The organism is Bradyrhizobium sp. 482_C4_N1_8 (assembly GCF_052075965.1).
In the GTDB taxonomy this organism is placed as follows: Bacteria; Pseudomonadota; Alphaproteobacteria; order Rhizobiales; family Xanthobacteraceae; genus Bradyrhizobium; species Bradyrhizobium barranii.
In genome coordinates, this window is record NZ_CP197231.1 from 7,701,533 (window position 1) to 7,723,959 (window position 22,427).

A 22,427-nucleotide genomic window follows, 5' to 3' on the forward strand; every position below is an offset into this window, starting at 1 on the left:
GGCCAAGCCGTTTCGGCCTATTTTCACCAATATGAAAATTTGGTCACACTTTCGCGGGCGATGCAAGCGGTTTTCATGCACATGAAGGAAGCGGTTTGACGTGAGCGGTGGCAAAAGAATGCGCAAACCGGCCGCCGCAAAGCCGGCGAAGGTGAAAGCCAAGGCTACCACCAAGCCGGCCGAGCCCGCGATGGATGTCGCGGTCGGCCGCCGTATCCGCGATCTCAGGCGTGTCAGACAATTCTCGCTCGAGACCGTCGCGGCGCGCACCGACCTGTCGATCGGCTTCCTCAGCCAGATCGAGCGCGGCCTGTCGTCGCCATCGCTGCGCGTGCTGGCAACGCTCTCCGACGTGCTCGGCGTCGGCATGGCCGCTTTGTTCGGTGCGAGCCCAAGTCCCGACGGTGCCTCCGACCAGGTGGTGACGCGCGGGCTTCAGCGGCCGGAACTGAAACTCTGGCGCAGCGGAATTTCGAAGCAACTGCTGAGCGCTGCGGGCAGCGACAACCGGCTCAACCTGTTCCTGGTGCATATCGATCCCGGCGGCTCCGCGGGCGACGAACTCTATACCCATGACGGCGAGGAAGCCGGCCTCGTGCTCGAAGGCGAGATGATGCTGACGGTGGACAGCGAGACGTGGTCGCTGAAGACGGGCGACAGTTTTCGGTTCGCTAGCCGAAGGCCGCACCGGTTTTCCAATCCGGCCAATGATGCGAAGGCTGTGGTGCTGTGGGTGAATTGCGTGACGGGCGCGGGGTAAGCCCGTGCTCACCTTCCACCGCGCACGGCGAAAGTAAGAAAAGCCGCGACGTCTCCACATCGTCATTGCGAGCGAAGCGAAGCAATCCAGACTTTCTCCGCGGAGGCACTCTGGATTGCTTCGTCGCTTCGCTCCTCGCAATGACGGGCGGATGGAGTCTTAGCCGAACCGATACTTGTACCGGTCCACCGTCAGCGCACTCACATCGACCTCCGGCTTCCTGCCCGACAGCATGTCCGCGAGCACGCGGCCGGAGCCGCAGGACATGGTCCAGCCGAGCGTGCCATGGCCGGTGTTGAGGTGGAGGTTGCCGTATTGCGTCGGGCCGATCACCGGCGGGCCGTCCGGCGTCATCGGACGCAGGCCGCTCCAGAACGTCGCCTTGGAGAGATCGCCGCCGCGCGGGAACAGATCGGTCAGCGAGTGATCGAGCGTGGCGCGGCGGGCGTCGTAGAGCTGGCTCGAATAGCCGGATATCTCGGCAGTGCCGCCGACGCGGATGCGATTGCCGAGGCGGGTGATCGCGACCTTGTAGCTCTCGTCCATCACGGTCGATTCCGGCGCGCCGGAGGCGTCCTTGATCGGCACCGTGATCGAATAGCCCTTCACCGGATAGACCGGCAATGAGATGCCAAGCGGTGCAACGAGCCGCGACGACCAGCTTCCGAGCGCGAGAACGTAGGCATCGGCCTGCAACGAGCCCGCACTGGTCACGACACCACTGACGCGCGCGCCATCCGTGACGATGCGATCGATGCCGGTGTTGAACATGAAGCGCACACCGAGCGCTTCGGCATGCTTGGCCAGCGCCTGCGTGAACATGTGGCAGTCGCCGGTCTCGTCCTGCGGCAAGCGAAGCCCGCCGGCGAACTTCTCCTTCACGGCGGCGAGCGCCGGCTCGACCGCGATGCAGCCCTCCCGGCTCAACACCTCGAAAGGAACGCCATACTGCTTGAGCACGGCGATGTCCTCACCGGTGCCATCGAGCTGCGCCTGGTGGCGGAAAAGCTGCAGCGTGCCCTGCGAGCGCTCGTCATACTGGATGCCGATGTCGCGGCGCAGGTCGCGCAGGCAATCGCGGCTGTATTCCGCGATCGGGATCATCCGGCTCTTGTTGACCGCGTAACGCGCGCTGGTGCAGTTGCGCAGCATCTTGGAGAGCCAGACCCACATGACAGGATCGAGCTTCGGCCGGATCACCAGCGGGCCGCGCTTCATCAGCAGCCATTTGATCGCCTTCACCGGCACGCCGGGACCGGCCCAGGGCGACGAATAGCCGGGCGACACCTCGCCCGCGTTGGCGAAAGAGGTCTCCAGCGCCGGCTCGGGCTGACGGTCGACGACCGTCACCTCATGACCGGCACGCGCAAGGTAGTAGGCAGAGGTGACACCGATGACGCCGCTGCCGAGGATCAGAACTTTCACGCTTCGTCAAACTCCCGCGGCATCACGCTCGCCGCTGCAAGAACAAACTCCGCAACGGCGAGAGCAATTATCAGGCCACCCGCTTGATGGCGTCGCCGAGGATCGAGACCATATCGTCGATATGGCTCTTCTCGACGATGAGCGGGGGCGACAGCGCGAAGCTATCGCCGCTCATGCGGAAGTACAGACCGCGATTGAAGCAATCGACCATGACGTCGTAACCACGCGCGCCGACCGCACCGTCACGCGACGACAGCTCTACCGCGCCCATCAGGCCGCAATTGCGGATGTCGACGACGTTCGGCAGACCCTTCAGCGAATGCAGCGCATCGCCCCAGTATTCGGCAATCGACGCACCGCGCGTCAGCAGGCCCTCGTCCTTGTAGATGTCGAGCGTCGCGATGCCGGCGGCGCAGGCCGTCGGATGCGCCGAATAGGTGTAGCCGTGGAACAGCTCCATCTGGTTCTCCGGGCCGACCATCAGGCCGTCGTGAACCTTGCGGCTCGCGAACACCGCGCCGCAGGGAATGGTGCCGTTGGTGATGCCCTTGGCCGTCGTCATCAGGTCCGGCGTGACGCCGAAGAAGTCGGCGGCGAATGGCGTGCCGAGGCGGCCGAAGCCGGTGATGACCTCGTCGAAGATGAGGAGGATGCCGTGCTTGTCGCAGATCTCGCGCAGGCGCTTGAGATAGCCCTTCGGCGGCGGCAGCACCGCGGTCGAGCCCGGCACCGGCTCGACGATAACGGCCGCGATCGTCTCGGCGCCGTGCAGGCCGACCAGACGCTCGAGATCGTCGGCGAGCTCGGCGCCATGCTCAGGCTGGTCCTTGGCGAAGGCGTTGCGGGTGAGATCGTGGGTGTGGCGGATGTGGTCGACGCCCGGAAGATGGGTGGCGAAGGCGCGGCGATTGGCGACCATGCCGCCGACCGACATGCCGCCGAAGCCGACGCCGTGATAGCCGCGCTCGCGGCCGATCAAACGGGTGCGGCTCGCCTGGCCGTTGGCGCGGTGATAGGCGAGCGCGATCTTCAGCGCGGTGTCGACCGACTCGGAGCCGGAGTTAGTGAAGAAGATGCGGTCGAGGCCCTTCGGCGCGATCTCGGCGAGACGCTCGGCGAAGTCGAATGCCAGCGGATGGCCCATCTGGAACGACGGCGCGAAGTCCAGCGTCATCAGCTGGCGCTCGACCGCTGCGGCGATCTGCTTGCGGCCGTGACCGGCATTGACGCACCAGAGGCCGGCGGAGCCGTCGATCACCTTGCGGCCGTCGACGGTGGTGTAGTGCATGCCCTCGGCCGAGGAGAACAGGCGCGGCGCCTTCTTGAACTGACGGTTGGCCGTGAACGGCATCCAGAACGAGTCGGTCTTGATAGTGTTCGGAATCTGATGAAGGGTCACGGGCCACGCTCCTTTGCTGACGGGATAGCAGAGGCACGGCTTCGGAAGCGCAACAAGTCCTTTTCTGGTCACCTGCAAGCCATTGATTTCACTGGGGCTGCCGGTCCATATTTGCGCGATCCGCAACACCTGCAACAGGGACCAGGGGCATGAGCGTCGACATCGGTAGACGGCTGCGATTCATCCGGGCGCACCACAAGCTGTCGCAGCGCGAGCTCGCCAAGCGCGCCGGCGTCACCAATTCGACGATCTCGCTGATCGAATCCAACCAGATGAACCCGTCGGTCGGCGCGCTCAAGCGCATCCTCGACGGCATCCCGATGGGGCTCGCCGAGTTTTTCGCGCTGGAGCCGGAGTCACGGCGCAAGATTTTCTACCGCGCCGAGGAGCTGACCGAGGTCGGCAAGAAGCCGATCTCGTATCGCCAGATCGGCGACAATCTGTTCGGCCGCAGCTTGCAGATCTTGAAAGAGCGATACGAGCCCGGCAGCGACACCGGACGCGTTCACCTCGTCCATGACGGCGAGGAAGGCGGCATCGTAATCTCGGGCAAGCTCGAAGTCACCGTCGAGGACGAGCGCCGCATCCTCAATCCCGGCGATGCCTACTACTTCGAGAGCCGTCGCCCGCATCGCTTCCGCTGCGTCGGCGGCAAGCCGTGCGAAGTGATCTCGGCCTGCACGCCGCCGACGTTTTGAGGCGCATCGACATTATCCGGAATCTTACGGAGTGCCCCGGTATCTTACGGATCTTGAGGCATCTCAATCTCCGCGCGTCGACCCTCTATATGTTGCGAACCCAAGCCGAGAGACATTCCGGCGCCGCTTCATAACTGGGCTCGAAGATGAAGATCACGCTCGCCAATGCAGAGGCCGCGCTCGATGAAGTGCAGCGCGACACCGACAAGCTCCATTCGCAGGAGCTGCGTAAGGCTATTGCCGACTACATCGAGACGCAGCGAGAAGCGCTGAAGGCGCTCCGCAAGAAACTGCATTAGCAGGACGCGGCGGAACGAGAAGATCTCGTCCCGCCTTTTTGCCTCAGCGCTGCGTCAACAACTCCTCGATCTTGATCGGAAAGCGGCGGACACGCACGCCGGTCGCATGCCACACCGCGTTGGCGACCGCGCCGGCGCTGCCGGTGATACCGATCTCCCCGACGCCCTTGATGCCGAGCGCATTCACATGCGGATCGTGCTCCTCGACCATGATCACGTCGAGCGGCGGCACGTCGGCATTCACGGGGATATGGTACTCGCCGAGATTGGCATTCATGATCCGGCCGCTGCGGCGGTCGGTGATGGCTTCCTCATGCAGCGCGAAGGACATGCCCCAGATCATGCCGCCGAACAGCTGGCTCTTCACCAGATGCGGATTGACGATGCGCCCCGCCGCGAACGCACCGACCATGCGGGTGACGCGGACCTGGCCGAGCTCGGGATCGACCTTCACCTCCGCAAACACCGCACCATGCGCGTGCATCGCATACTCTTCCATCGCCGCAGGGTTCGGCGCTCCGGTGCCGCGGGCTTCGAGTTCGGCAACGCCCGCGCGCGCGAGGATCTCGACGTAGCTCTCGCCACGGGTCTCGTCGTCGCGCCGGATCAACCGGCCATCGCGCGCGATCACGCCGGCATTGCCGGCACCAAACAACGGCGAGCGCTCGTCGTTGGTGGCGAGATCGGCGAGTTTTGCGACGACGGCCGCACCGGCACTGTGGATCGCAGCACCCGCGGTCGCGGTGTGCGCCGAGCCGCCGGCGATGCCCGCGTCGGGCAGGTCGGATGAACCAGCCTTGAACTCGACACGGTCGATGTCGAGCCCGAGTTCGTCGGCCGCGATCTGCGCGAGTGCCGTCCAGGCGCCCTGCCCCATGTCATGCGCGCCGATCTCCATCGCGCCACTACCGTCGCGGCGGAGCACCGCGCGCGCTTCGGCCTGGAACATCAGCGCCGGGAAGGTCGCGGTGCCCATGCCCCAGCCGACGAGAAGGCCAGCATCGTCGCGCATCTGCCGCGGCTGGAGCGAACGCTTCGACCAGCCGAAGCGCGCCGCGCCCTGCTCGTAGCAAGCACGCAGCGCCTTGGACGAAAACGGCTTGCCAGTGATCGGCTCGACCTCGGCGTAGTTCTTCAGGCGGAAAGCCAGCGGATCGATGCCGCAGGCCCAAGCCATTTCGTCGATCGCGCTTTCGAGCGCGATCGAGCCGGTGGCCTCGCCGGGCGCACGCATGAACAGCGGTGTACCGGTGTTGACGCGCACGGCGTCATGCGAGGTGCGGATTGATGGGCTGGCATAGAGTGTATGCGAGGCGTCCGCCGCGGGCTCGTAGAAATCGTCGAACGTGCTCGACACGGTCCGGGCGTGATGATCGAGCGCAGTCAGGCGCCCTTCGCCATCCGTGCCAATGCGCAGCCGCTGACGCGTCGGTGCACGGTGACCGACCGGGCCGTACATCTGCTCACGGCGCAGTACGAGCTTGACCGGCTTGCCGACCAGCTTTGCGGCCATGATGCCGAGGACCGGCGGACCAGCCATCAGCCCCTTCGAGCCAAAGCCACCGCCGAGGAACGGGCTGCGGATGTGGATCTTGTCATGCGCGATGCCGAACAATTCGGCAACGCGCGCAAGCGACAGCATCAGACCCTGGGTCGGCATGTCGATCTGCAGACTGTCGCCATTCCATGCGGCCACAATCGCATGCGGCTCCATCGCGTTGTGATATTGCGGCGGCGTTTCGTAAATCGCGTCGATCTGCTTCTCGGCCGCGGCAAGACCCGCCTCGACATCGCCGAGGTGATTTTCGGTGGGGTTGCCGACGCCCACGACCGGCGGCACGTAACTCTCGCCGGCATCGAGGCCGACCAGCGCGGGCAGCGTCTCGTAGCGCGGCGCCAGCAGCACCGCGCCTTCCGTCGCTGCCTCCAGCGTCTCGGCGATCACGACGGCGATGGGCTGGTTGGCGTAGCGGACCTCGTCGCTTTGCAACACCTCCATCCGAAACACGAACGGATTGGTCTTGATTTCCGGATCGATTGCGAGCTGCGGCTTGTGGTCTGGTGTCATGACGTCAACGACACCGGGATGGCGTTTTGCGGCGGCGACATCGAGCGAGGTGACGCGGCCACGCGCGATGCTGGCGACAGCCATCACGGCAAACAGCATGCCGGGCGGATGGTTGTCGGCGGCATAGGTCGCCTGCCCCTTGACCTTGAGGACGCCGTCACGGCGGGTCAGCGGCTGACCGATGTTCGAGCCGTGGCGCAGATGGGCGGGAGAGCTGGATAGATTAAGCTCAGGCATGGATGGCTCCGGACGTCGAGGCAAAGGGAGAGGCCGGCAGCGCGGGAATACGCGCGGGCGTACCGGCAGCGGCAAGGGTCAGCGCGCGCACGACGATGCGGCGTGCGAGCTCGATCTTGAAGGCGTTGTCGCCGGACGGCTTTGCGTCGGTAAGCGCGCGCCAGGCGGCTTCCTGAAAAGCGTCGCTCGTCGGCGCGACGCCCTTGAGCACGTCTTCCGCGGCACGGGCACGCCAGGGCTTTGCGGCGACGCCGCCGAGCGCCAGCCGCGCCTCCGCGATCTTGCCGTTCTCGATCCGCAACGCCGCCGCGGCCGAGACCACGGCGAACGCGTAAGACGTGCGCTCGCGAACCTTGAGGTAGCGCGCATGCGTGGCGAAGCCGCGCGCCGCGGGCGGCAGGCGCACCGCGACGATGAGGTCGCCGGGTTCGAGCCCCGATTCACGCTCGGGCGTGTTGCCCGGCAGACGATGCAGCGCGTCGAGCGCGATCTCGCGGCGGCCGTTCCTGCCCTCGATCTCGACGACGGCATCGAGCGCAAGCAGGGGTACGCAGAAGTCCGACGGGTGCGTGGCGATACAGCTCTCGCTCCAGCCGAGCACGGCATGGGTGCGGTTCTCGCCCTCACGGGCGTCGCAGCCCGAGCCGGCCTCGCGCTTGTTGCAGTGGCTGGCGGTGTCGTAGAAATACGCGCAGCGCGTCCGTTGCAGCAGATTGCCGCCGACGGTCGCGGCATTGCGCAGTTGCGCGGACGCACCGGACAGCAGCGCTTCAGCGACGGCCGGGTAGGATTTCGCGAAGTTTGCGTCATGCGCGAGATCGGCGTTGCCCACCAGCGCGCCGATGCGCAACGATCCGTCAGCGAGAGTCTCGATCTGATCGAGCCCATCGAGATGCGTGACATCGACCAGACGATCCGGCCGGCTGACGCCGCCCTTCATCAGATCGAGCAGATTGGTGCCGGCGGCGAGATAGGCAGTACCCGGCTGAGCGGCCGCCGCGACGGCCTCGGCCACTGTGGCCGGCCTGATATAATCGAACGGTTTCATGCGGAGCGCCTCTGATTGGATTCATCCATGCCGGCCTGGGCTTCCAGCACGGCATCGACGATGCCGGCATAGGCGCCGCAGCGGCAGAGATTGCCGCTCATGCACTCGCGGATGCGCTCGGGATCGTTGCCGGCTTGCGCCTCTTGCATCATGCCGATCGCGCTCATGATCTGGCCGGGCGTGCAGAAGCCGCACTGAAAGCCGTCATGGGCGATGAAGGCCGCCTGCACGGGATGAAGCTGGTCGCCGCGCGCCACGCCTTCGATGGTGAGGATGTCGGCGCCATCATGGCTGATGGCGAGAGCAAGACAGGAGTTGATGCGCTTGCCGTCGACGAGAATGGTGCAGGCGCCGCACTGGCCGCGATCGCATCCCTTCTTGGTTCCGGTCAGATGGAGGCGCTCACGCAGGAGATCGAGCAGCGTGACGCGCGGATCGTCGAGGACGAAATCGCGCCGCGCACCGTTCACGGTGAGGCTGATGGAGTGGTTCATACAAGGCTCCGATCAGATATGGACATGAGTCATCAGCCAGCGCGCCACCTCCGTGGCCGCCGTCGATATGCGTTGGCCAGGCGGAACCCGGCCAACATCTCAAGGAAGATACGGAGGCACCCTCCGGTTAACAAGGGCTGCCCGAAAATATTTGGAATTCGTCGAAAGCCCGTGCGCATACAACGCGATGCAGCCTTGCTAGGGTTCAATCTAACCAATTCGTGATCTACATTACCGCCATGGACGACCAGACCGACCAGATTCGGAAGCCCCGCGCCGACGCCGTGCGCAATCGCGAGCGCGTGCTCGAGGCGGCGAAAATCGTGTTCAACGCGGGCGGTCCCGAGGCGAGCCTGGAAGCCGTCGCCAAACGCGCCGGCGTCGGCATCGGCACGCTCTATCGGCATTTTCCGACTCGCGAGGATTTGTTCGAGGCGGTGTACCGGCGCGAGGTCGAGCAGCTCAGCGAGCTCGCTGAGCAATTGAAGAATGCCAAGGACCCGGTCGACGCGCTGCGGCGCTGGCTGCGCTCCAATGTCGAATTCGTTGCCACAAAAAAGGGCATGTCGGCCGCGCTGGCGCTGACGTTCCAGAGCTCGTCGGAACTCGCGGCGTTCTCGATGGACCGGCTGACCAAGGCGATCGGCTCGCTGCTCGACCGCGCGGTCGCGGCCGGCCAGATGCGCGGCGATGTCAGCCCGGAGGATCTGCTCAGGGCACTCGTCGGCATGTGTTACATGCACGACCAGCCCGGCTGGCAATCCTCGGTACTGCGCATGCTCGACGTGTTCGTGGACGGGCTGCGGGTGCAGCCGGCCGGCAAGTCCGGCACCAAGACCAAGGCGCGCGCCGCCAAGCCCGCAAAGCCCGCGGTGAAACGGAAGCGATAGCACGCCGTATTTCGCTGAGGTCGTGCTAGGATTGGCATCGCCGGGATTTCAACGCAGAGCCTGTCATGCGCATCGCCGCCTTGCTCGTCGCTATCAGCGTTATCTTCAGCTCCGTCTCAGCACGCGCCGGCGACGTCTCGGCGGCGCAAGGCGTGATCAGCGCCCAGGAACAGGCTCTCGCGCGCGACGATGCTGCGGCGGCCTATTCCTACGCCGCACCGGCGATCAAAGAGATATTCCCCGCCCCTGATATCTTCATGTCCATGGTGCAAAACGGCTACGCGCCGGTCTACCGGCACAAGAGTTTTGAATTTGGCGAGAGCAGGAGCGAAGGCAACTGGATCTCCCAGCACGTCCACATCATCGATGCCAATGGCGAAGCCTGGGAGGCGCTGTACACGCTCGAGCAGCAGGCGGACGGCAGCTACAAGATCACCGGTTGCTCGCTGCTGAAGGTGGGACGAGAAGTCTAGGTCGCAAAACCCGGTCCCGTCTTGACCGCGTTCATTCGCGACCGGATCAGCAGCGTCAAGACGATACCGACATTGAGGGCATTCCACGCCACGCCGTTCGCGAACGCCGCAGCGTAGGAGCCCGTCGCGTCGAAGATGACGCCCGACACCCAGCCACCGAAGGACATGCCGAACACCGAGGCGAAGATCACGATGCCGACGCGGGTTGCCGCCTCGCTCGCCGGCATCGCCTCGCGCACGATGATGGCGTAGCTCGGCACGATGCCGCCCTGAAACAGGCCGAACATCGCGGAGATCAGATAGAGCGAAGTCAGGCTGTCGAAGAACAGATAGAACACCAGTGCAAAGCCCTGCGCCAGCGATCCGACCAGCAGCGTGCGGATGCCGCCGATCTTGTCGGCAAGGTAGCCCGAGCCGATGCGGCTGACGATGCCGCAGGCCATCATCAGCGACAGCATCTCGGCGCCACGCGCCACGCCGTAACCGAGATCGCCGCAATAGGCGACGATGTGCACCTGCGGCATCGCCATGGCGACGCAGCAGGAGATGCTGGCGATCGAAAGCAGCACGGTCAGCGTATTGGTCGAAAGCTTGAGATCGACTTGCGGCGGCCGCGCATTGGCGTGATTGCGGACCTTGTCGTCGCCGATCTGTGCGCGCAGGACCAGCACCAGGATCGTCATCAGGACCACGCAAACGAGGGCGATGCCGATATGCGTGGTGCGCCAGCCGATCGTCTGCATGCCCTCGCTGATGAGCGGCGGCCACATCGTGCCCGCGACGTAATTGCCGCTCGCGACGATGGTCACGGCAAGTCCGCGATAGCGTTCGAACCAGTGCGAGGCCTCCGCCATCAGCGGCGCGAAGGTCGCCGAGGTGCCGAGCCCGATCAGGAAATAGGCCGCGACGAACTGCCAGAGCTGGGTCGAGAGCCCCGCCAGCACGTTGGCAACGCCGATGAAAGCGATGCTGATCGCCATCGCCGGCACGATGCCGAACTTGTCGGTGATCTTGCCGGCGATCACGCCGCCAAGGCCGAAACCGAACATCATCAGTGTGAAGGCCAGCGACACAGCTGCTCGCGTGGCGGCGAACTCGGTCTGCACGACGGGAATCACCACGACGACCGCCCACATGCCGACGCCACCGATCGAACCGATCAGCAGCGCAAGCAACAGCCGCACCCAAGCCTGACGCGAATCAGGGGTGAATGAGGCCGGTCTCTGTTCTGGAAGATTTGGCGCGTGCACGGGCCGGACCATGTTCGCTGATCGCCGCGCGGTCAAGCATCGTGCCGCGATATTGGGCATGCGCGGTGCACTGCGGTAAGAAGATGCTTGGCGAAGCCGCGCTTTGCCATTAGTTTGCAATCTGCGTGTGCAAGATTGCCGCGCGAGGAGCCTGTCGGCGGAATGCTGTTGCGATTAACGCGATCGATGCGGATCAGGGTGGGGCGGATCATCGCCCTCGCCTATTTGTTCTGCGTGCTCGCTCCGGCAGCAGCCCTCGCCTGGGGCAGCGGCCCGGCGCCGTGCCTCGACGACGCGCTCCTCGCCGATCTCGTGCCGGTGCATCACCAGATGCAGGCCGGCGACGTGCATGACGGTGTGCCGCATGACCACGCAGGCATGCACGCGCATCACCAGACTGCCGCACAGGATGCGCCCGCCCAACATCACCATGACGGCAAGGCTGGCCCGTGCTGCGCGATGATGTGCGTGAGCGCGCTGCCGGCCGACCTGCCCGGCGTCGCCAAGCCGCTGCAGCCGATTTCCGCCTGCGCGCCCGAGATCGTGGTCAGCCTGCACAGCGCGGCGCCGCCTCAGCACTACCGCCCTCCCATCGCCTGATCTGACGCGACGACGTCAGGGCCGCACGTGCATCCGCGCGCGCGAACCTGTGGTCTCTACGACAGATCAAGGATGACTCATGCTTACGCTTTCCGGGGCGAAGTTCGCCGCCGCATCCGCGGCGCGTGGACGACACTTTCCATTGAAATGGCCGCTGCTGGCCGTGCTTGCACTCGCGCTGTCGGGCTGCATGCCAGCAACGACGCAAATTGCCGGCGCCGATCCTGCCGATCCTGCGGCAAAGGTCGCACGCGTCGGCTATCGCTCGACGATTGCGCCCTACACCAGCCTGCGGCCCGCGACGCCGGGGCCATGGCGCGACCGCAACGACGCTGTCGCACCGCAGCCGAAGCAAGACCGGTAGGGGCGCGCCATGACGCATCATTTTGCGCGGGGCCTGCTCGTGCTCACTGCGCTGGGACTCTCCGGCTGCATGGCATTCTCGCCGGACGGAGGCATGACGACGGTCTCGGACCTCACCAGCCAGACCATCAACAAGGACGTCGCCTTCGTGCGAACGGCCGAAGGCGCGGAGGCCGTCAACGCGGCCGTCCGCCGCTTGCTGGCACGCACGCTGACCACCGAGACGGCCGTGCAGATCGCGCTGCTCAACAACAAGGGACTGCAAGCGACCTATAACGAGCTGGCGCTGGCCGAGACCGAGTTGGTCGAGCAGAGCCTGCCGCCCAATCCTGTGTTTTCGATCTCGCGCATCGCAGGCAATGGCGCGAGCGAGATAGAGCGTCAGGTAGTTGGCGACATCCTCGCGCTGGCCACCCTGCCGTTCCGCTCCGACATCGCCCGCGACCGTTTCCGTCAGGCGCAATTGCGCGCGGCGTTGGCGACGCTGCGGCTGGCCGCAGATGTCCGGCGCGCCTATGTCCGTGCGGTCGCCGGCAACGAAATGGTGGCGCTGCTCACCGACGCGAAGGCGACGGCGGAATCGACGGCGCAGCTCGCGGTCAAACTCGGCGAGACCGGCTCGATCAACAAGCTCGACCAGGCCCGCGAGCAGGTGTTTTATGCCGAGACCACGGCCGACCTCGCAACCGCGCGGCAGGCGGCAACGAGCGTCCGCGAAAGGCTCGCGCGCCTGATGGGGCTGTGGGACGGCGGCCTCGACTTCCGTCTGCCCGATCAACTGCCGCCGCTGCCGCGCCGGCCGCAGGCACTGCCCTCGATCGAGGCCGATGCGGTGGCCCATCGCATCGATCTTCAGACCGCGCGGCTGGAGCTAACGGCGCTGGCAAAGTCACTCAACCTCACCGAGGCGACGCGCTTCGTCACGCTGCTCGACCTCGCCGGCATCTCCCGCCGCACCCAGGATCCCGAGGGCCCGCCGTTCCGCGAACGCGGTTTTGACGTGCAGTTCCAGATCCCGATCTTCGACGGCGGCGAGGTGCGGGTGCGGCAAGCGGCGGAGACCTACAATCTCGCCTTCAACCGCCTGACCGAGCGCGCCGTCAACGTCCGCTCCGAGGCGCGCGATGCTTATCGCGTCTATCGCTCGACCTACGACATCGCCAGCCACTATCAGCGCGAAATCCTCCCCTTGCGAAAAATCATCACGGAGGAGATGCAGCTGCGCTTCTCCAGCATGCAGGTCGATATTTTCGCGCTGCTCACCGAAGCGCGGCAGCGCCTGGCGTCGCTGCGCGGCGCGATCGATGCCAAGCAAAAATTCTTCCTCGCCCAGTCCGACCTCCAGACCGCCGTCAACGGCGGCGGCGCGCCTGCGTCGGGCGGCGACACTTCAACCACCATCGCCGCGGCAGCGCCTGCCGATGGCGGTCACTGAGATGGAGGCCAACATGTATTCCCGCCGAGGATTTTTGGGCACCGCCGCGCTTGCCAGCGCGTCAGCCGTCAGCGGCCGTGTGCAGGCCGCGTCCATTCCGGAAGCGCCTCACATGGACAAGGTGGTGATGCAGCCGCCGCTGCATCCGATCAGCGGCCCGGACTATCGCCCCGTGGTCACGCTGAACGGCTGGTCGCTGCCGTTCCGCATGAACGGCGACTGGAAGGAATTCCACCTCGTCGCCGAACCCGTGGTGCGCGAGTTCGCCGAAGGCATGAAAGTGAATTTGTGGGGCTATAACGGCCAGTCGCCGGGTCCGACCATCGAGACGGTCGAAGGCGACAAGGTCCGCGTCTTCGTCACCAACAGACTGCCCGAATACACCACCGTGCACTGGCACGGCATGATCATTCCCAGCGGCATGGACGGTGTCGGCGGACTGACGCAGCCGCACATCCAGCCGGGAAAAACCTTCGTCTACGAGTTCGAGATGAAGAAGAGCGGGACCTTCATGTACCACCCGCATTCCGACGAGATGGTGCAGATGGCGATGGGCATGATGGGCATGGTCGTCGTGCATCCGCGCGATCAAAGCTTCCGGCCGGTCGACCGCGACTTCGTCTTCGTGATGAGCACCTATCGCGTCGATCCCGGCACATACCTGCCGCAGGTCAACGAGATGACCGACTTCAACATGTGGACCTGGAATTCGCGGGTGTTTCCCGGCATCGATCCCTTGCCGGTCAGGCTCGGCGACAAGGTGCGCGTGCGCATCGGCAATCTCAGCATGACCAACCATCCGATCCACCTGCACGGCCACAGCTTTGCGGTGACCTGCACCGATGGCGGCTGGATTCCGGAGAGCGCGCAATATCCGGAGACGACCACCGATGTACCCGTGGGCGCGGTACGGGTGTTCGACGTGCTCGCCGACAATCCCGGCGACTGGGCGTTCCACTGCCACAAGTCACATCACACCATGAACGCAATGGGGCACGAGGTGCGTAACCTGATCGGCGTGTCGCGCAAGGATCTCGCCAGGGCGGTCGGCAAGCTCGCGCCCGATGCCATGGCGATGGGCTCGACCGGCATGGCCATGGGCAACATGGAGATGCCCGCGCCCGACAACACGCTGCCGATGATGACCGGCACCGGTCAGTTCGGGCCGATCGAGATGGGCGGCATGTTCACCGTGATGAAGATCCGCGAGGACCTCGCGCGCGACGATTATCGCGATCCCGGCCCCTACAAATTCCCGCAAGGCACCGTCGCCTACGAGGTCACGCCGCCGGCCGCAGAGCCGGCGCGGCAGCAAGGCGCGCCGATGAAGAACATGAAGATGTGAGCGTTTCGATGAACCACCAACTGGAGAACAAGATGAAGAAGACGATCAAACTCGGACTTGCGCTGGCTGCACTTTCGATCGCACCGGCGTTTGCCCACGACCAGCACGGGCACGGGACCTTTTCGGCCGGCGAGCCCGGCGATCCCAGGAAGCCCGCGCGCACGATCGAGGTCCTGCTGAACGAGATGGACTACGCGCCCGCCAGGATCGAGGTCAAACGCGGCGAGCAGATTCGTTTCGTGCTGCGCAACGTCGGCAAGGAGGACCATGAATTCCTGCTCGCCACGACGAAGGAGAATCTCGCGCATGCCGTGGAGATGAAGAAGCATCCGCACATGGAGCACGACGATCCCAACGGTGTCCGGCTCGCACCGAACAAGACGGCCGAGATCCTCTGGAAGTTCAGCAAGGCCGGCACGTTCGAATTCTCCTGCCTGATTCCCGACCACCGCGACTACGGCATGGTCGGCCACGTCACCGTGAAGTAACAAGGAAGACTCCCATGAACCGCACCATCCGTATCGCCGCAGCGCTGGCGCTGACCGTCGGCCTTGCCGCCGAAGCCTTCGCGGCCCAGGGCGCCGCGATCAGCGGCGAGGTCAAGAAGATCGACGAGGGCGCCGGCAAGATCACGCTCAAGCACGGACCGGCGAAAAGCCTCGGCATGGATGAGCCCATGACCATGGTCTATCGCGTCAAGGACCCCGCTTTGCTCAAGCAGGTGAAGGTCGGCGACAAGGTGACCTTCGAGGCCGAGGAGGCGGCTTCGGGGTATACCGTGACGACGATGCAGAAGGCGAAGTAGGGCTACGTCCTCCGCAGCTGATTTCGGCGCCAAACGCTTCCACAGCGTCATGGCCGGGCTCGTCCCGGCCATCCACGGCTTCGGCCGCGCAGGCGGGACAAGCCCGGGCATGACGACTTCGTCCCTGCCAGGTGCCCGAAACACCCCGGTCTGACCTCCTGCCGCACCCTGCGTTAACCCTTTGCTAACCATACACCCGGCAAGAATTGCCGGGTGAAGTCGAGTGTCGTCAGCCGCGTAGAACGGGAGGTCCCCCGTGGACGCCAGTGCGGTGCCTCACTTTCGAAACGGCGGCCCTTCGGCCGCCGCGCAGACATTTGGGGCGCGCGGACGGCAGTCGCGCGGGGGAGCAGCTACCATGGTCGACGTCACCGCGGGACAGGGCGTAGGCAGCACGAACGCCGGCTTCCCGACCCTCACCGAGATCGGCAACATCCTCAAGCGCGGCGATATCGCGCTGGCACTCGGCGTCCTCACCATCCTGGTGGTGCTGATCCTGCCGCTGCCCGCGATCGTGCTCGACCTGTTCCTAGCGATCTCGATCACGCTCTCGATCCTGATCCTGATGACGTCGCTGTTCATCCAGGCGCCGCTGGAATTCTCCGCCTTCCCGACCGTCCTCCTGATCTCGACCATGCTGCGCCTGTCGCTGAACATGGCCTCGACCCGCCTGATCCTGTCGCACGGGCACGAGGGCACGGATGCCGCCGGTCACGTCATCGAAGCCTTCGGCAGCTTCGTGATGGGCGGCAATTTCGTCATCGGTATCATCGTCTTCGCCATCCTGATCATCGTCAACTTCGTCGTCATCACCAAGGGTTCGGGCCGTATCGCCGAAGTCGCCGCCCGCTTCCACCTCGACGCCATGCCCGGCAAGCAGATGGCGATCGACGCCGATCTCTCCGCCGGCCTGATCGACGAGAAGGTCGCCAAGCAGCGGCGCAAGGACCTCGAGGACGAGAGCGGCTTCTTCGGCGCCATGGACGGTGCCTCCAAATTCGTCCGCGGCGATGCCATCGCGGGCCTTTTGATCGTCTTCATCAACATCGTCGGCGGCATGATCATCGGTGTCGCGCAGCAGGGCCTCTCCTTCGCCGATGCCGGGCGCAGCTACACGCTGCTGACCGTTGGTGACGGCCTCGTCACCCAGGTGCCGGCGCTGATCGTTTCGACCGCGGCCGGCCTGCTCGTCTCCAAGGCCGGCGTGTCCGGCGCCGCCGACAAGGCGCTGATGAAACAGTTCTCCGGCTATCCGCAGGCGCTGGCGATGTCCGCGGCGGTCATGCTGGTGCTGGCGGCGCTGCCGGGTATCCCGACCATCCCCTTCCTGGCGCTCGGCGGCGGCGCCGGTGCGCTCGCCTGGCACGCCCGCAACCGCAACCGGGCGACTGCCAGGGCTGACGAAGTTGCAAAGACCGCATCCGCTCCGGGAACGCCGGGTTCACCTGGCGCCGCTGCGGCCGAAGAGCCGATCTCCGCCGCGCTCAAGATCGACGATCTCAAGATCGAGCTCGGCTATGCGCTACTGCCGCTCGTCAACGGGCCTGATGGCACCGACCGCCTCACTGAGCAGATCAAGGCGCTGCGCCGTTCGCTCGCCATCGAGATGGGCTTTGTGATGCCCGCGGTGCGTATCCTCGACAACGTCCAGCTCGAAGCCAACACCTACATCATCAAGATCAAGGAGGTCGACGCCGGCACCGGCAAGATCTGGCCGAACCAGTTCATGGTCATGGACCCCGGCGGCAGCCAGGTGCAGGTGCCCGGCATCCACACCACCGAGCCGACCTTCGGCCTGCCCGCAACCTGGGTCGATGCCAGCCTCAAGGAAGAAGCCTCGCTCAAGGGCTACACCGTCGTCGACGCCGCGACCGTGCTCTCGACCCACCTCACCGAGCTGCTCAAGGCCAACATGTCGGACCTGCTCTCCTATGGCGAGGTGCAGAAGCTGCTCAAGGAGCTGCCGAAGGAGCAGGGCGAACTGGTCAAGGACATCGTGCCGGGCCAGGTCACGGTCTCCGGCATCCAGCGCGTGCTGCAGCTGCTGCTCGCCGAGCGCATCTCGATCCGCGACCTCTCGACCATCCTGGAAGGCATCGCCGACTCGCTCGCCTTCTCGCGCAATCCCGCGACCATGGTCGAGCATGTCCGCGCCCGCCTCGCGCGGCAGATCTGCGCGCAGAACACCTCCTACAGCGGCTATCTGCCGCTGATCGCGCTGTCGGCGCGGTGGGAACAGGCCTTCGCCGAATCCATCATCGGCCAGGGCGAGGAACGCAGCCTCGCGATGCAGCCCTCGAAGCTGTCGGAATTCATGACCGGCGTGCGCGAGGCCTTCGAGCGCGCCGCGCGCGAAGGCGAGGCGCCGGTGCTGGTCACGTCTGCGGCAATTCGTCCCTTCGTACGCTCCCTCGTCGAGCGGTTCCGGGCCCAGACGACGGTGCTGTCGCAGGCTGAAATCCACCCCAGGGCGAGATTGAAAACGGTCGGAAGCATCTGATTTGCCTTAAGAAGCCGTATGTTTTTGGGCCACAGGCAAATGGTTTTTGAGTTCCTGGCGCCTTGTCGACCAAATGCAAACAAGGCGCCTCGCAAGCACATTACACCTTTGAAATAATTATATAATCGCACGATTGAGGGGTCGCTTTCGATCGCGATCTTTCACGTCCTGTCACGCTCTTGTGATCGCCCCTTGGGAACGAATCCCCCCAATACTAGGTTGTTGGGGACCGGAAGCATGAACCTCCCCCAACAGGGTAGCGACTACTTCGGGTAGATGGCGGCAGGAGCCTTCCATGAACCACTCGATTTACAGCGCCGATCGCTCGACCCACTTGAAAATCGTGGTCGTAGCCCTCGTCGCCGGCATCGCGGTGGCAGGCTTCGGCATCACGGCGGCGCGCACGGGTTCGGACGAAGGTCTGACCCAGACCGCCCGCGTCATCAAGGCCGGCAAGCCGGTTGTTATCACCAGCTCGAACGCATCCCTCGTTCGATAAGGAGATTTGACGAGTTTTGTGAATTCACGCGGCTCTTTACCAGCCCCCCAAAGTCGCCACGTGGATATGTAGACGACCCCAACCCCAAGTCGACTACGGAAAGCGCCCGCCCCCCACGGGCGCTTTCTCATGTCTGGGGTACCTCGTCATTGCGAGCGTAGCGAAGCAATCCAGACTGTCGCCGCGGAAAGATTCTGGATTGCTTCGCTACGCTCGCAATGACGGAGCAATTGGCACAGCCGCGATCCTCCAACCAGCCCCGATCAAAATCTACCGCGCCCCATAAGTCGGCGGCGGCGCCTGGACCGTCGGTGCTGCCGCAGCGAAGAGCTCGGCCTTGCTACCGGTGAGCGGCGGGTAGATGCGCTTGCAGTTGATGGTCTGCTTGGTCGCCTTTGCGGCCGCGCCAGTGGTGCGAACCTCGCGATCCCACCCTTCGGTATAGAGCGCGCCCCAGCCGCCGAGGTCGAGCACGGTCACGTAACAATCGATGCGCAGCGGCAGCATCGGCAGGCCCGCCAGATCGGCTACGACGTTGTGACCGGCGAAGCGGCCCATGGGACGGGCGAACTGGCAGGACATCACCGTCGGGTGCAGTCCATCGACCACGCTCGAGGCGACGTCGCCGGCGGCGAACACGCCCGGCACATCGGCCACCCGCATGAAAGGATCGACCAGCAGGCGGCCGAGGCGATCGCGCGCGCCCGCGAAGCTCTCGGCCAGCCGGCTCGCGCGCATCCCGGCGCACCAGATCACGGTTTGCGCCGGGATGAACTCGCCCGAGCTCAGGTGCATGCCGGCGGCCTCGACGGACACGACGCGCACGCCAAGCCGCGTCTCGACGTCGAGCGAGGCCAATGCCGTCTCGATGACGGGACGCGCATGCGCGCCGATGGTGGCGCCGACCGCAGGGTTGGGATCGACCAGGACGATGCGGCGGCTGCCGGTGATGCCGACGCGCGCCAGCCTGTCCGGCATCTCGGCCGCCACCTCGATGCCGGTGAATCCGGCGCCGACCACCACGACAGTCGAGCGCCCCGGCGAGGGCGCGCTGTGTCCGAGCGAGACGAGATGATTTTCGAGGATGAGCGCGGCGGCATAGGTATCGACATCGAAAGCATGCTCGGCAAGGCCGGGGATGGCGGGACGCATCACTTCGCTGCCGAGCGCCAGCACCAGGCGGTCGTAGCTCAGCGTCTCCTCGCCCCCGCTCGTGACGAGAGAAATCTCGCGCCGTGCCGGGTCGATGGCTTCGACCTCGCCAATGCCATGAGTGACGCCGATCGGATCGAGCAGTTGCGGCAACGACAGTGCGACCTCGCTAAGGTCGGCCTCGTAATTGCGCACCCGGATGTTGTGATAGGGATTGCGATCGACGACACGGATCTCGACGTCACGGCCGGCCGCGCCGATCTCGTCGCGCTTGCGCGCGGCGCCGATGGCCGCCCATAGACCCGCAAACCCCGCGCCGAGCACGACGATACGCGCCATGTCCGTTTACTGCTTTGTCCAAGAATTCCGGCGGCCTGCCCGCGCAGGCAGATATAGCTCATTCGACCGGATCGACCAACTGCGGCGGCGCCGCTCCGCTGCATAAAATCGCGGCTCAGGTCTCGCGCAGCTCCGATGGCGTCGCGCCGAAACGCTTGCGGAAGGCGCGGTTGAAATAGGACAGGTCGGAGAAACCCGAGGAATGCGCGATGTCACTGATCTTGCGCGCCCTCGCGCGGGGATCGCCGAGCAGCTTGCGCGCCAGCACCAGGCGCTGCTCCAGCACGAATTCGGTGAAGGTCGTGCCGGCCTGCTCGAACAAGCGTTGCGCCTGGCGCGGGCTGAGCCCTGAGCGCGTCGCGATCTCGGACAGGCAGAGATCGTTGCGGCCGAGCGCGGCCATCACGTCGGCACGCATGAGATCGAGACGGGCCGCCGCATGTCCGCGACCGCGCGCGAGGCTTGCATGCTCCGCATCGGTGCCGAGCAGCAGACCGACGAGATCGATCACGTGCTGCGCGGTCAGGCGCTGGCCGACGGCGTCGAGATGCGGCGCGTGATTGGCGGCGAGTGCGTGGTAGCGGAAGATCGTCTCGGCCACCGCGCCATCCGAGAGCACTTGCGACAGCTTGTCCTCGGCACGCGGATTGATGTCGAGCAGCGCGCGGCGCGGCATGCGGATGCTGGTGAAGCGATCTTCCTGGGTGTGGCCGACGGTGCCGGTGACGCCCATGTCGATGAGCACCATCTGCGCGGGCGCAAGCTCGACGGTGTGGCCGTTCTGCCCGACGCGGACAAGACCCGCATGCGCGGCGATCAGGACCAGATCGTCGCTGCCGTCGGCAAGATGGCTCTGCGTGCGCGAATATTGCGCGGAGGCACCTTCGGGAATTGCCAACGCGATATTGTCGACCACGCTGACCTGGAGCCGGCAATCGATGCTGTCGCCATGGCTCGGCCCGACGTCGAGACCGCAGGGACCGAAGGCCCGCTCGCGCCAATGTTCGAAGGCCGGACCATGCGGAAGGCCCGCATATTGGTGGACGAAGATGCCCGGCGTCTTAGCTGCATCCATCTGACTTCTAGCCCCTTTTCCGGCGCCATGATGTGCGGCGCCGACTGCAAATTCCGGGCATTTGACGCCGTGGATTGCGGGGAGGTTCAACGCGGGAGTGGATTCGGCGGGACTTGTCGGGGTGCGACGGCTGGACGGACCTTGGCGACGGTCGAGCGCCGTGTGCGCTCCATCCGGGCTACGGCGCCACGACACCTACTTCTTCGCGGGCGCCTGCGGCTGAGACGGCGGCACGGTCTCGATCAGCTTGCCGGAAAACACCGGAGCCGAGGTCGGCTGGCCGTTGGGCGAGCCGCCGGCCTGCTCGACGGTGACGGCGTAGGTCGCACCGTTGACGACCTCGGGATCGAAGGAGCCGAGCACCGGGCGCGCGGTGAAATCGCCCGCGCCGATCACGCCGAGCGAGCGCGGACGCGGCAGCTTGTCGGAGATCAGCCAGAGCTCGAAGCTCTTGCCGGCCTCCGGAGTCGCGCCCACCTTGCGCACGGTGAAATTCCGCGTCGCGCCGTCGACGGTGAGGATGAAGGCGGGACCGCCGCCCTGGCCCTGCAACAGCGCGACATATTGCGCAGCAGCCGTGAGCGGCGCCGCCGGCGTCTTCACTTCCACCGTCTGGATGCGCGGCGCCGGGCGCAAGCCGCCCGGCAGCGCATCGGGCTGGAAGATCTGAAGCGACAGCGTCACCAGCAGTGCAGCCGCAAGCGCGCCCACCGCGGAGGCGATCGTGCGCCAGCGTTTCACGCGGCCCTCGAGCCGGATGACATTGCTGTTGTCGGCGACCGGCGCCGGCGGCGCGCGCGCGACGTCAGGATCGGGTGCATGGACCTGCGGCATGAATATCGGCGCGATGTCGGGAAGCGCATCGGGTGCCGGCCGCGCCGTCCCGGGCTGCTCTGCTTCGGAAGGCTGCAGCTCCGATTGCGGCACGGCGTCCGGCGCCAGCTCAGGCGGTGCAGCTTCGATCGAGGAGGACTCGGGCACAGGTGGCGGCGGCGGCGAAGCTTCCGGCGCAGGCGTCTCCTGCGCAAAGTCCGTCCGCGCAAGCTCGGACCGGATGTTCTCCCACACGATCGGACGCGGCTCGACCGAGCCGACCATCTGGTTGAGGACGCCGAGCCGGTAAGCCCAGGCCTGCACGACATCGGCGAACGCCTTGTCCACGGCCATCATGGTCTCGACCTGCGCGCGCTCATCGGCGTCGAGCGTACCGAGCGCATATTCCGCGGCGAGCGCGATATGGTCCTCCGTGTAGGCCATCACTTCCAGTCCAGAA

General features: G+C 65.5%; 22 protein-coding genes. 13 read left to right on the forward strand and 9 right to left on the reverse strand.

All coding sequences use genetic code 11. From position 1 onward, the window contains the following. The first annotated feature begins 118 nt into the window (after positions 1-118). Entirely contained in the window at positions 119-760 is a 642-nt protein-coding gene (locus AB7Z56_RS36460) for a helix-turn-helix domain-containing protein (protein ID WP_063985382.1), read from the forward strand. A 159-nt stretch (positions 761-919) separates the two neighbouring features. Here AB7Z56_RS36460 and AB7Z56_RS36465 read toward each other — a convergent pair whose 3' ends face one another. Next, entirely contained in the window at positions 920-2,185 is a 1,266-nt protein-coding gene (locus AB7Z56_RS36465; protein WP_354124676.1) for a D-amino acid dehydrogenase, read from the reverse strand. A 70-nt stretch (positions 2,186-2,255) separates the two neighbouring features. Beyond that, on the reverse strand, positions 2,256-3,584 hold the full coding sequence (locus AB7Z56_RS36470) for an aspartate aminotransferase family protein (RefSeq protein WP_063986675.1): 1,329 nt from the start codon (positions 3,582-3,584) through the stop codon (positions 2,256-2,258). A 149-nt stretch (positions 3,585-3,733) separates the two neighbouring features. On the opposite strand from AB7Z56_RS36470, the gene AB7Z56_RS36475 reads away from it, so the two are divergent. Next, on the forward strand, positions 3,734-4,282 hold the full coding sequence (locus tag AB7Z56_RS36475; protein ID WP_231144261.1) for a cupin domain-containing protein: 549 nt from the start codon (positions 3,734-3,736) through the stop codon (positions 4,280-4,282). A 146-nt stretch (positions 4,283-4,428) separates the two neighbouring features. After that, positions 4,429-4,581 (forward strand): hypothetical protein, encoded by a 153-nt coding sequence (locus tag AB7Z56_RS36480; RefSeq protein ID WP_166082130.1) that lies wholly within the window; start codon positions 4,429-4,431, stop codon positions 4,579-4,581. Between the two features lie 43 nt (positions 4,582-4,624). On the opposite strand, the gene AB7Z56_RS36485 is transcribed toward AB7Z56_RS36480, so the two are convergent. Genes AB7Z56_RS36485 through AB7Z56_RS36495 form a run of 3 tightly spaced genes read right to left on the reverse strand, consistent with a single transcriptional unit; the run spans position 4,625 to position 8,428 of the window. Beyond that, the gene (locus AB7Z56_RS36485) at positions 4,625-6,886 is read right to left on the reverse strand and encodes a xanthine dehydrogenase family protein molybdopterin-binding subunit (RefSeq protein WP_063985385.1); all 2,262 of its coding nucleotides are present in this window, start codon (positions 6,884-6,886) and stop codon (positions 4,625-4,627) included. Continuing rightward, the gene (locus tag AB7Z56_RS36490; RefSeq protein ID WP_063985386.1) at positions 6,879-7,934 is read right to left on the reverse strand and encodes an FAD binding domain-containing protein; all 1,056 of its coding nucleotides are present in this window, start codon (positions 7,932-7,934) and stop codon (positions 6,879-6,881) included. The genes AB7Z56_RS36485 and AB7Z56_RS36490 overlap by 8 nt, the downstream gene beginning before the upstream one ends. Continuing rightward, positions 7,931-8,428 (reverse strand): (2Fe-2S)-binding protein, encoded by a 498-nt coding sequence (locus AB7Z56_RS36495; RefSeq protein WP_008140891.1) that lies wholly within the window; start codon positions 8,426-8,428, stop codon positions 7,931-7,933. The genes AB7Z56_RS36490 and AB7Z56_RS36495 overlap by 4 nt, the downstream gene beginning before the upstream one ends. A gap of 239 nt (positions 8,429-8,667) precedes the next feature. Here AB7Z56_RS36495 and AB7Z56_RS36500 point away from each other — a divergent pair, with 239 nt between their 5' ends. Continuing rightward, positions 8,668-9,318 (forward strand): TetR/AcrR family transcriptional regulator, encoded by a 651-nt coding sequence (locus tag AB7Z56_RS36500; RefSeq protein ID WP_187388096.1) that lies wholly within the window; start codon positions 8,668-8,670, stop codon positions 9,316-9,318. Between the two features lie 65 nt (positions 9,319-9,383). After that, positions 9,384-9,791: a DUF4864 domain-containing protein gene (locus tag AB7Z56_RS36505; RefSeq protein WP_063985388.1), complete on the forward strand. Its 408-nt coding sequence runs from the start codon at positions 9,384-9,386 to the stop codon at positions 9,789-9,791. Here AB7Z56_RS36505 and AB7Z56_RS36510 read toward each other — a convergent pair. Continuing rightward, positions 9,788-11,053: an MFS transporter gene (locus AB7Z56_RS36510; RefSeq protein WP_063985389.1), complete on the reverse strand. Its 1,266-nt coding sequence runs from the start codon at positions 11,051-11,053 to the stop codon at positions 9,788-9,790. The two genes, AB7Z56_RS36505 and AB7Z56_RS36510, sit on opposite strands and share 4 nt — an antisense overlap. A 150-nt stretch (positions 11,054-11,203) precedes the next feature. On the opposite strand from AB7Z56_RS36510, the gene AB7Z56_RS36515 reads away from it, so the two are divergent. The 8 genes from AB7Z56_RS36515 (at position 11,204) to AB7Z56_RS36550 (ending at position 18,588) form a co-directional block, all read left to right on the forward strand. Then, the gene (locus AB7Z56_RS36515) at positions 11,204-11,641 is read left to right on the forward strand and encodes a hypothetical protein (protein WP_063985390.1); all 438 of its coding nucleotides are present in this window, start codon (positions 11,204-11,206) and stop codon (positions 11,639-11,641) included. Between the two features lie 79 nt (positions 11,642-11,720). Beyond that, complete coding sequence (locus tag AB7Z56_RS36520; RefSeq protein ID WP_063985391.1) at positions 11,721-12,005, forward strand: hypothetical protein; 285 nt, start codon at positions 11,721-11,723, stop codon at positions 12,003-12,005. Positions 12,006-12,014: 9 nt separating this feature from the next. Then, positions 12,015-13,439 (forward strand): TolC family protein, encoded by a 1,425-nt coding sequence (locus AB7Z56_RS36525; protein ID WP_063985392.1) that lies wholly within the window; start codon positions 12,015-12,017, stop codon positions 13,437-13,439. Positions 13,440-13,452: 13 nt separating this feature from the next. Beyond that, positions 13,453-14,784 (forward strand): copper oxidase, encoded by a 1,332-nt coding sequence (locus tag AB7Z56_RS36530; RefSeq protein WP_283018465.1) that lies wholly within the window; start codon positions 13,453-13,455, stop codon positions 14,782-14,784. Positions 14,785-14,816: 32 nt separating this feature from the next. Further along, on the forward strand, positions 14,817-15,272 hold the full coding sequence (locus AB7Z56_RS36535) for a cupredoxin domain-containing protein (RefSeq protein WP_063986677.1): 456 nt from the start codon (positions 14,817-14,819) through the stop codon (positions 15,270-15,272). A 14-nt stretch (positions 15,273-15,286) separates the two neighbouring features. After that, positions 15,287-15,589, forward strand: a complete 303-nt coding sequence (locus AB7Z56_RS36540; protein WP_028158911.1) for a copper-binding protein — start codon at positions 15,287-15,289, stop codon at positions 15,587-15,589. A gap of 358 nt (positions 15,590-15,947) precedes the next feature. Further along, positions 15,948-18,089: a flagellar biosynthesis protein FlhA gene (gene flhA / locus AB7Z56_RS36545; protein WP_063985393.1), complete on the forward strand. Its 2,142-nt coding sequence runs from the start codon at positions 15,948-15,950 to the stop codon at positions 18,087-18,089. A 295-nt stretch (positions 18,090-18,384) separates the two neighbouring features. Continuing rightward, positions 18,385-18,588 carry a hypothetical protein gene (locus AB7Z56_RS36550; RefSeq protein WP_014497685.1) on the forward strand — a complete coding sequence of 68 codons (204 nt, stop codon included), beginning with the start codon at positions 18,385-18,387 and terminating at the stop codon, positions 18,586-18,588. A 270-nt stretch (positions 18,589-18,858) separates the two neighbouring features. Here the strand turns inward: AB7Z56_RS36550 and AB7Z56_RS36555 are convergent, their stop codons facing one another. The 3 genes from AB7Z56_RS36555 to AB7Z56_RS36565 form a co-directional block, all read right to left on the reverse strand. Next, positions 18,859-20,079, reverse strand: a complete 1,221-nt coding sequence (locus AB7Z56_RS36555; RefSeq protein ID WP_441256754.1) for an NAD(P)/FAD-dependent oxidoreductase — start codon at positions 20,077-20,079, stop codon at positions 18,859-18,861. A gap of 115 nt (positions 20,080-20,194) precedes the next feature. Beyond that, positions 20,195-21,154, reverse strand: a complete 960-nt coding sequence (locus AB7Z56_RS36560; protein ID WP_063985395.1) for a helix-turn-helix transcriptional regulator — start codon at positions 21,152-21,154, stop codon at positions 20,195-20,197. A 195-nt stretch (positions 21,155-21,349) separates the two neighbouring features. After that, positions 21,350-22,411: an anti-sigma factor gene (locus AB7Z56_RS36565; protein ID WP_063985396.1), complete on the reverse strand. Its 1,062-nt coding sequence runs from the start codon at positions 22,409-22,411 to the stop codon at positions 21,350-21,352. Positions 22,412-22,427 lie beyond the last annotated feature (16 nt).

Coding starts and splice junctions, on each gene's coding strand:
- AB7Z56_RS36460 (WP_063985382.1), top strand. CDS start 119: ATGCGCAAACCGGCCGCCGCAAAGCCGGCGAAGGTGAAAGCCAAGGCT.
- AB7Z56_RS36475 (WP_231144261.1), top strand. CDS start 3,734: ATGAGCGTCGACATCGGTAGACGGCTGCGATTCATCCGGGCGCACCAC.
- AB7Z56_RS36480 (WP_166082130.1), top strand. CDS start 4,429: ATGAAGATCACGCTCGCCAATGCAGAGGCCGCGCTCGATGAAGTGCAG.
- AB7Z56_RS36485 (WP_063985385.1), bottom strand. CDS start 6,886: ATGCCTGAGCTTAATCTATCCAGCTCTCCCGCCCATCTGCGCCACGGC.
- AB7Z56_RS36490 (WP_063985386.1), bottom strand. CDS start 7,934: ATGAAACCGTTCGATTATATCAGGCCGGCCACAGTGGCCGAGGCCGTC.
- AB7Z56_RS36495 (WP_008140891.1), bottom strand. CDS start 8,428: ATGAACCACTCCATCAGCCTCACCGTGAACGGTGCGCGGCGCGATTTC.
- AB7Z56_RS36500 (WP_187388096.1), top strand. CDS start 8,668: ATGGACGACCAGACCGACCAGATTCGGAAGCCCCGCGCCGACGCCGTG.
- AB7Z56_RS36505 (WP_063985388.1), top strand. CDS start 9,384: ATGCGCATCGCCGCCTTGCTCGTCGCTATCAGCGTTATCTTCAGCTCC.
- AB7Z56_RS36510 (WP_063985389.1), bottom strand. CDS start 11,053: ATGGTCCGGCCCGTGCACGCGCCAAATCTTCCAGAACAGAGACCGGCC.
- AB7Z56_RS36515 (WP_063985390.1), top strand. CDS start 11,204: ATGCTGTTGCGATTAACGCGATCGATGCGGATCAGGGTGGGGCGGATC.
- AB7Z56_RS36520 (WP_063985391.1), top strand. CDS start 11,721: ATGCTTACGCTTTCCGGGGCGAAGTTCGCCGCCGCATCCGCGGCGCGT.
- AB7Z56_RS36525 (WP_063985392.1), top strand. CDS start 12,015: ATGACGCATCATTTTGCGCGGGGCCTGCTCGTGCTCACTGCGCTGGGA.
- AB7Z56_RS36530 (WP_283018465.1), top strand. CDS start 13,453: ATGTATTCCCGCCGAGGATTTTTGGGCACCGCCGCGCTTGCCAGCGCG.
- AB7Z56_RS36535 (WP_063986677.1), top strand. CDS start 14,817: ATGAAGAAGACGATCAAACTCGGACTTGCGCTGGCTGCACTTTCGATC.
- AB7Z56_RS36540 (WP_028158911.1), top strand. CDS start 15,287: ATGAACCGCACCATCCGTATCGCCGCAGCGCTGGCGCTGACCGTCGGC.
- flhA (WP_063985393.1), top strand. CDS start 15,948: ATGGTCGACGTCACCGCGGGACAGGGCGTAGGCAGCACGAACGCCGGC.
- AB7Z56_RS36550 (WP_014497685.1), top strand. CDS start 18,385: ATGAACCACTCGATTTACAGCGCCGATCGCTCGACCCACTTGAAAATC.
- AB7Z56_RS36555 (WP_441256754.1), bottom strand. CDS start 20,079: ATGGCGCGTATCGTCGTGCTCGGCGCGGGGTTTGCGGGTCTATGGGCG.
- AB7Z56_RS36560 (WP_063985395.1), bottom strand. CDS start 21,154: ATGGATGCAGCTAAGACGCCGGGCATCTTCGTCCACCAATATGCGGGC.
- AB7Z56_RS36565 (WP_063985396.1), bottom strand. CDS start 22,411: ATGGCCTACACGGAGGACCATATCGCGCTCGCCGCGGAATATGCGCTC.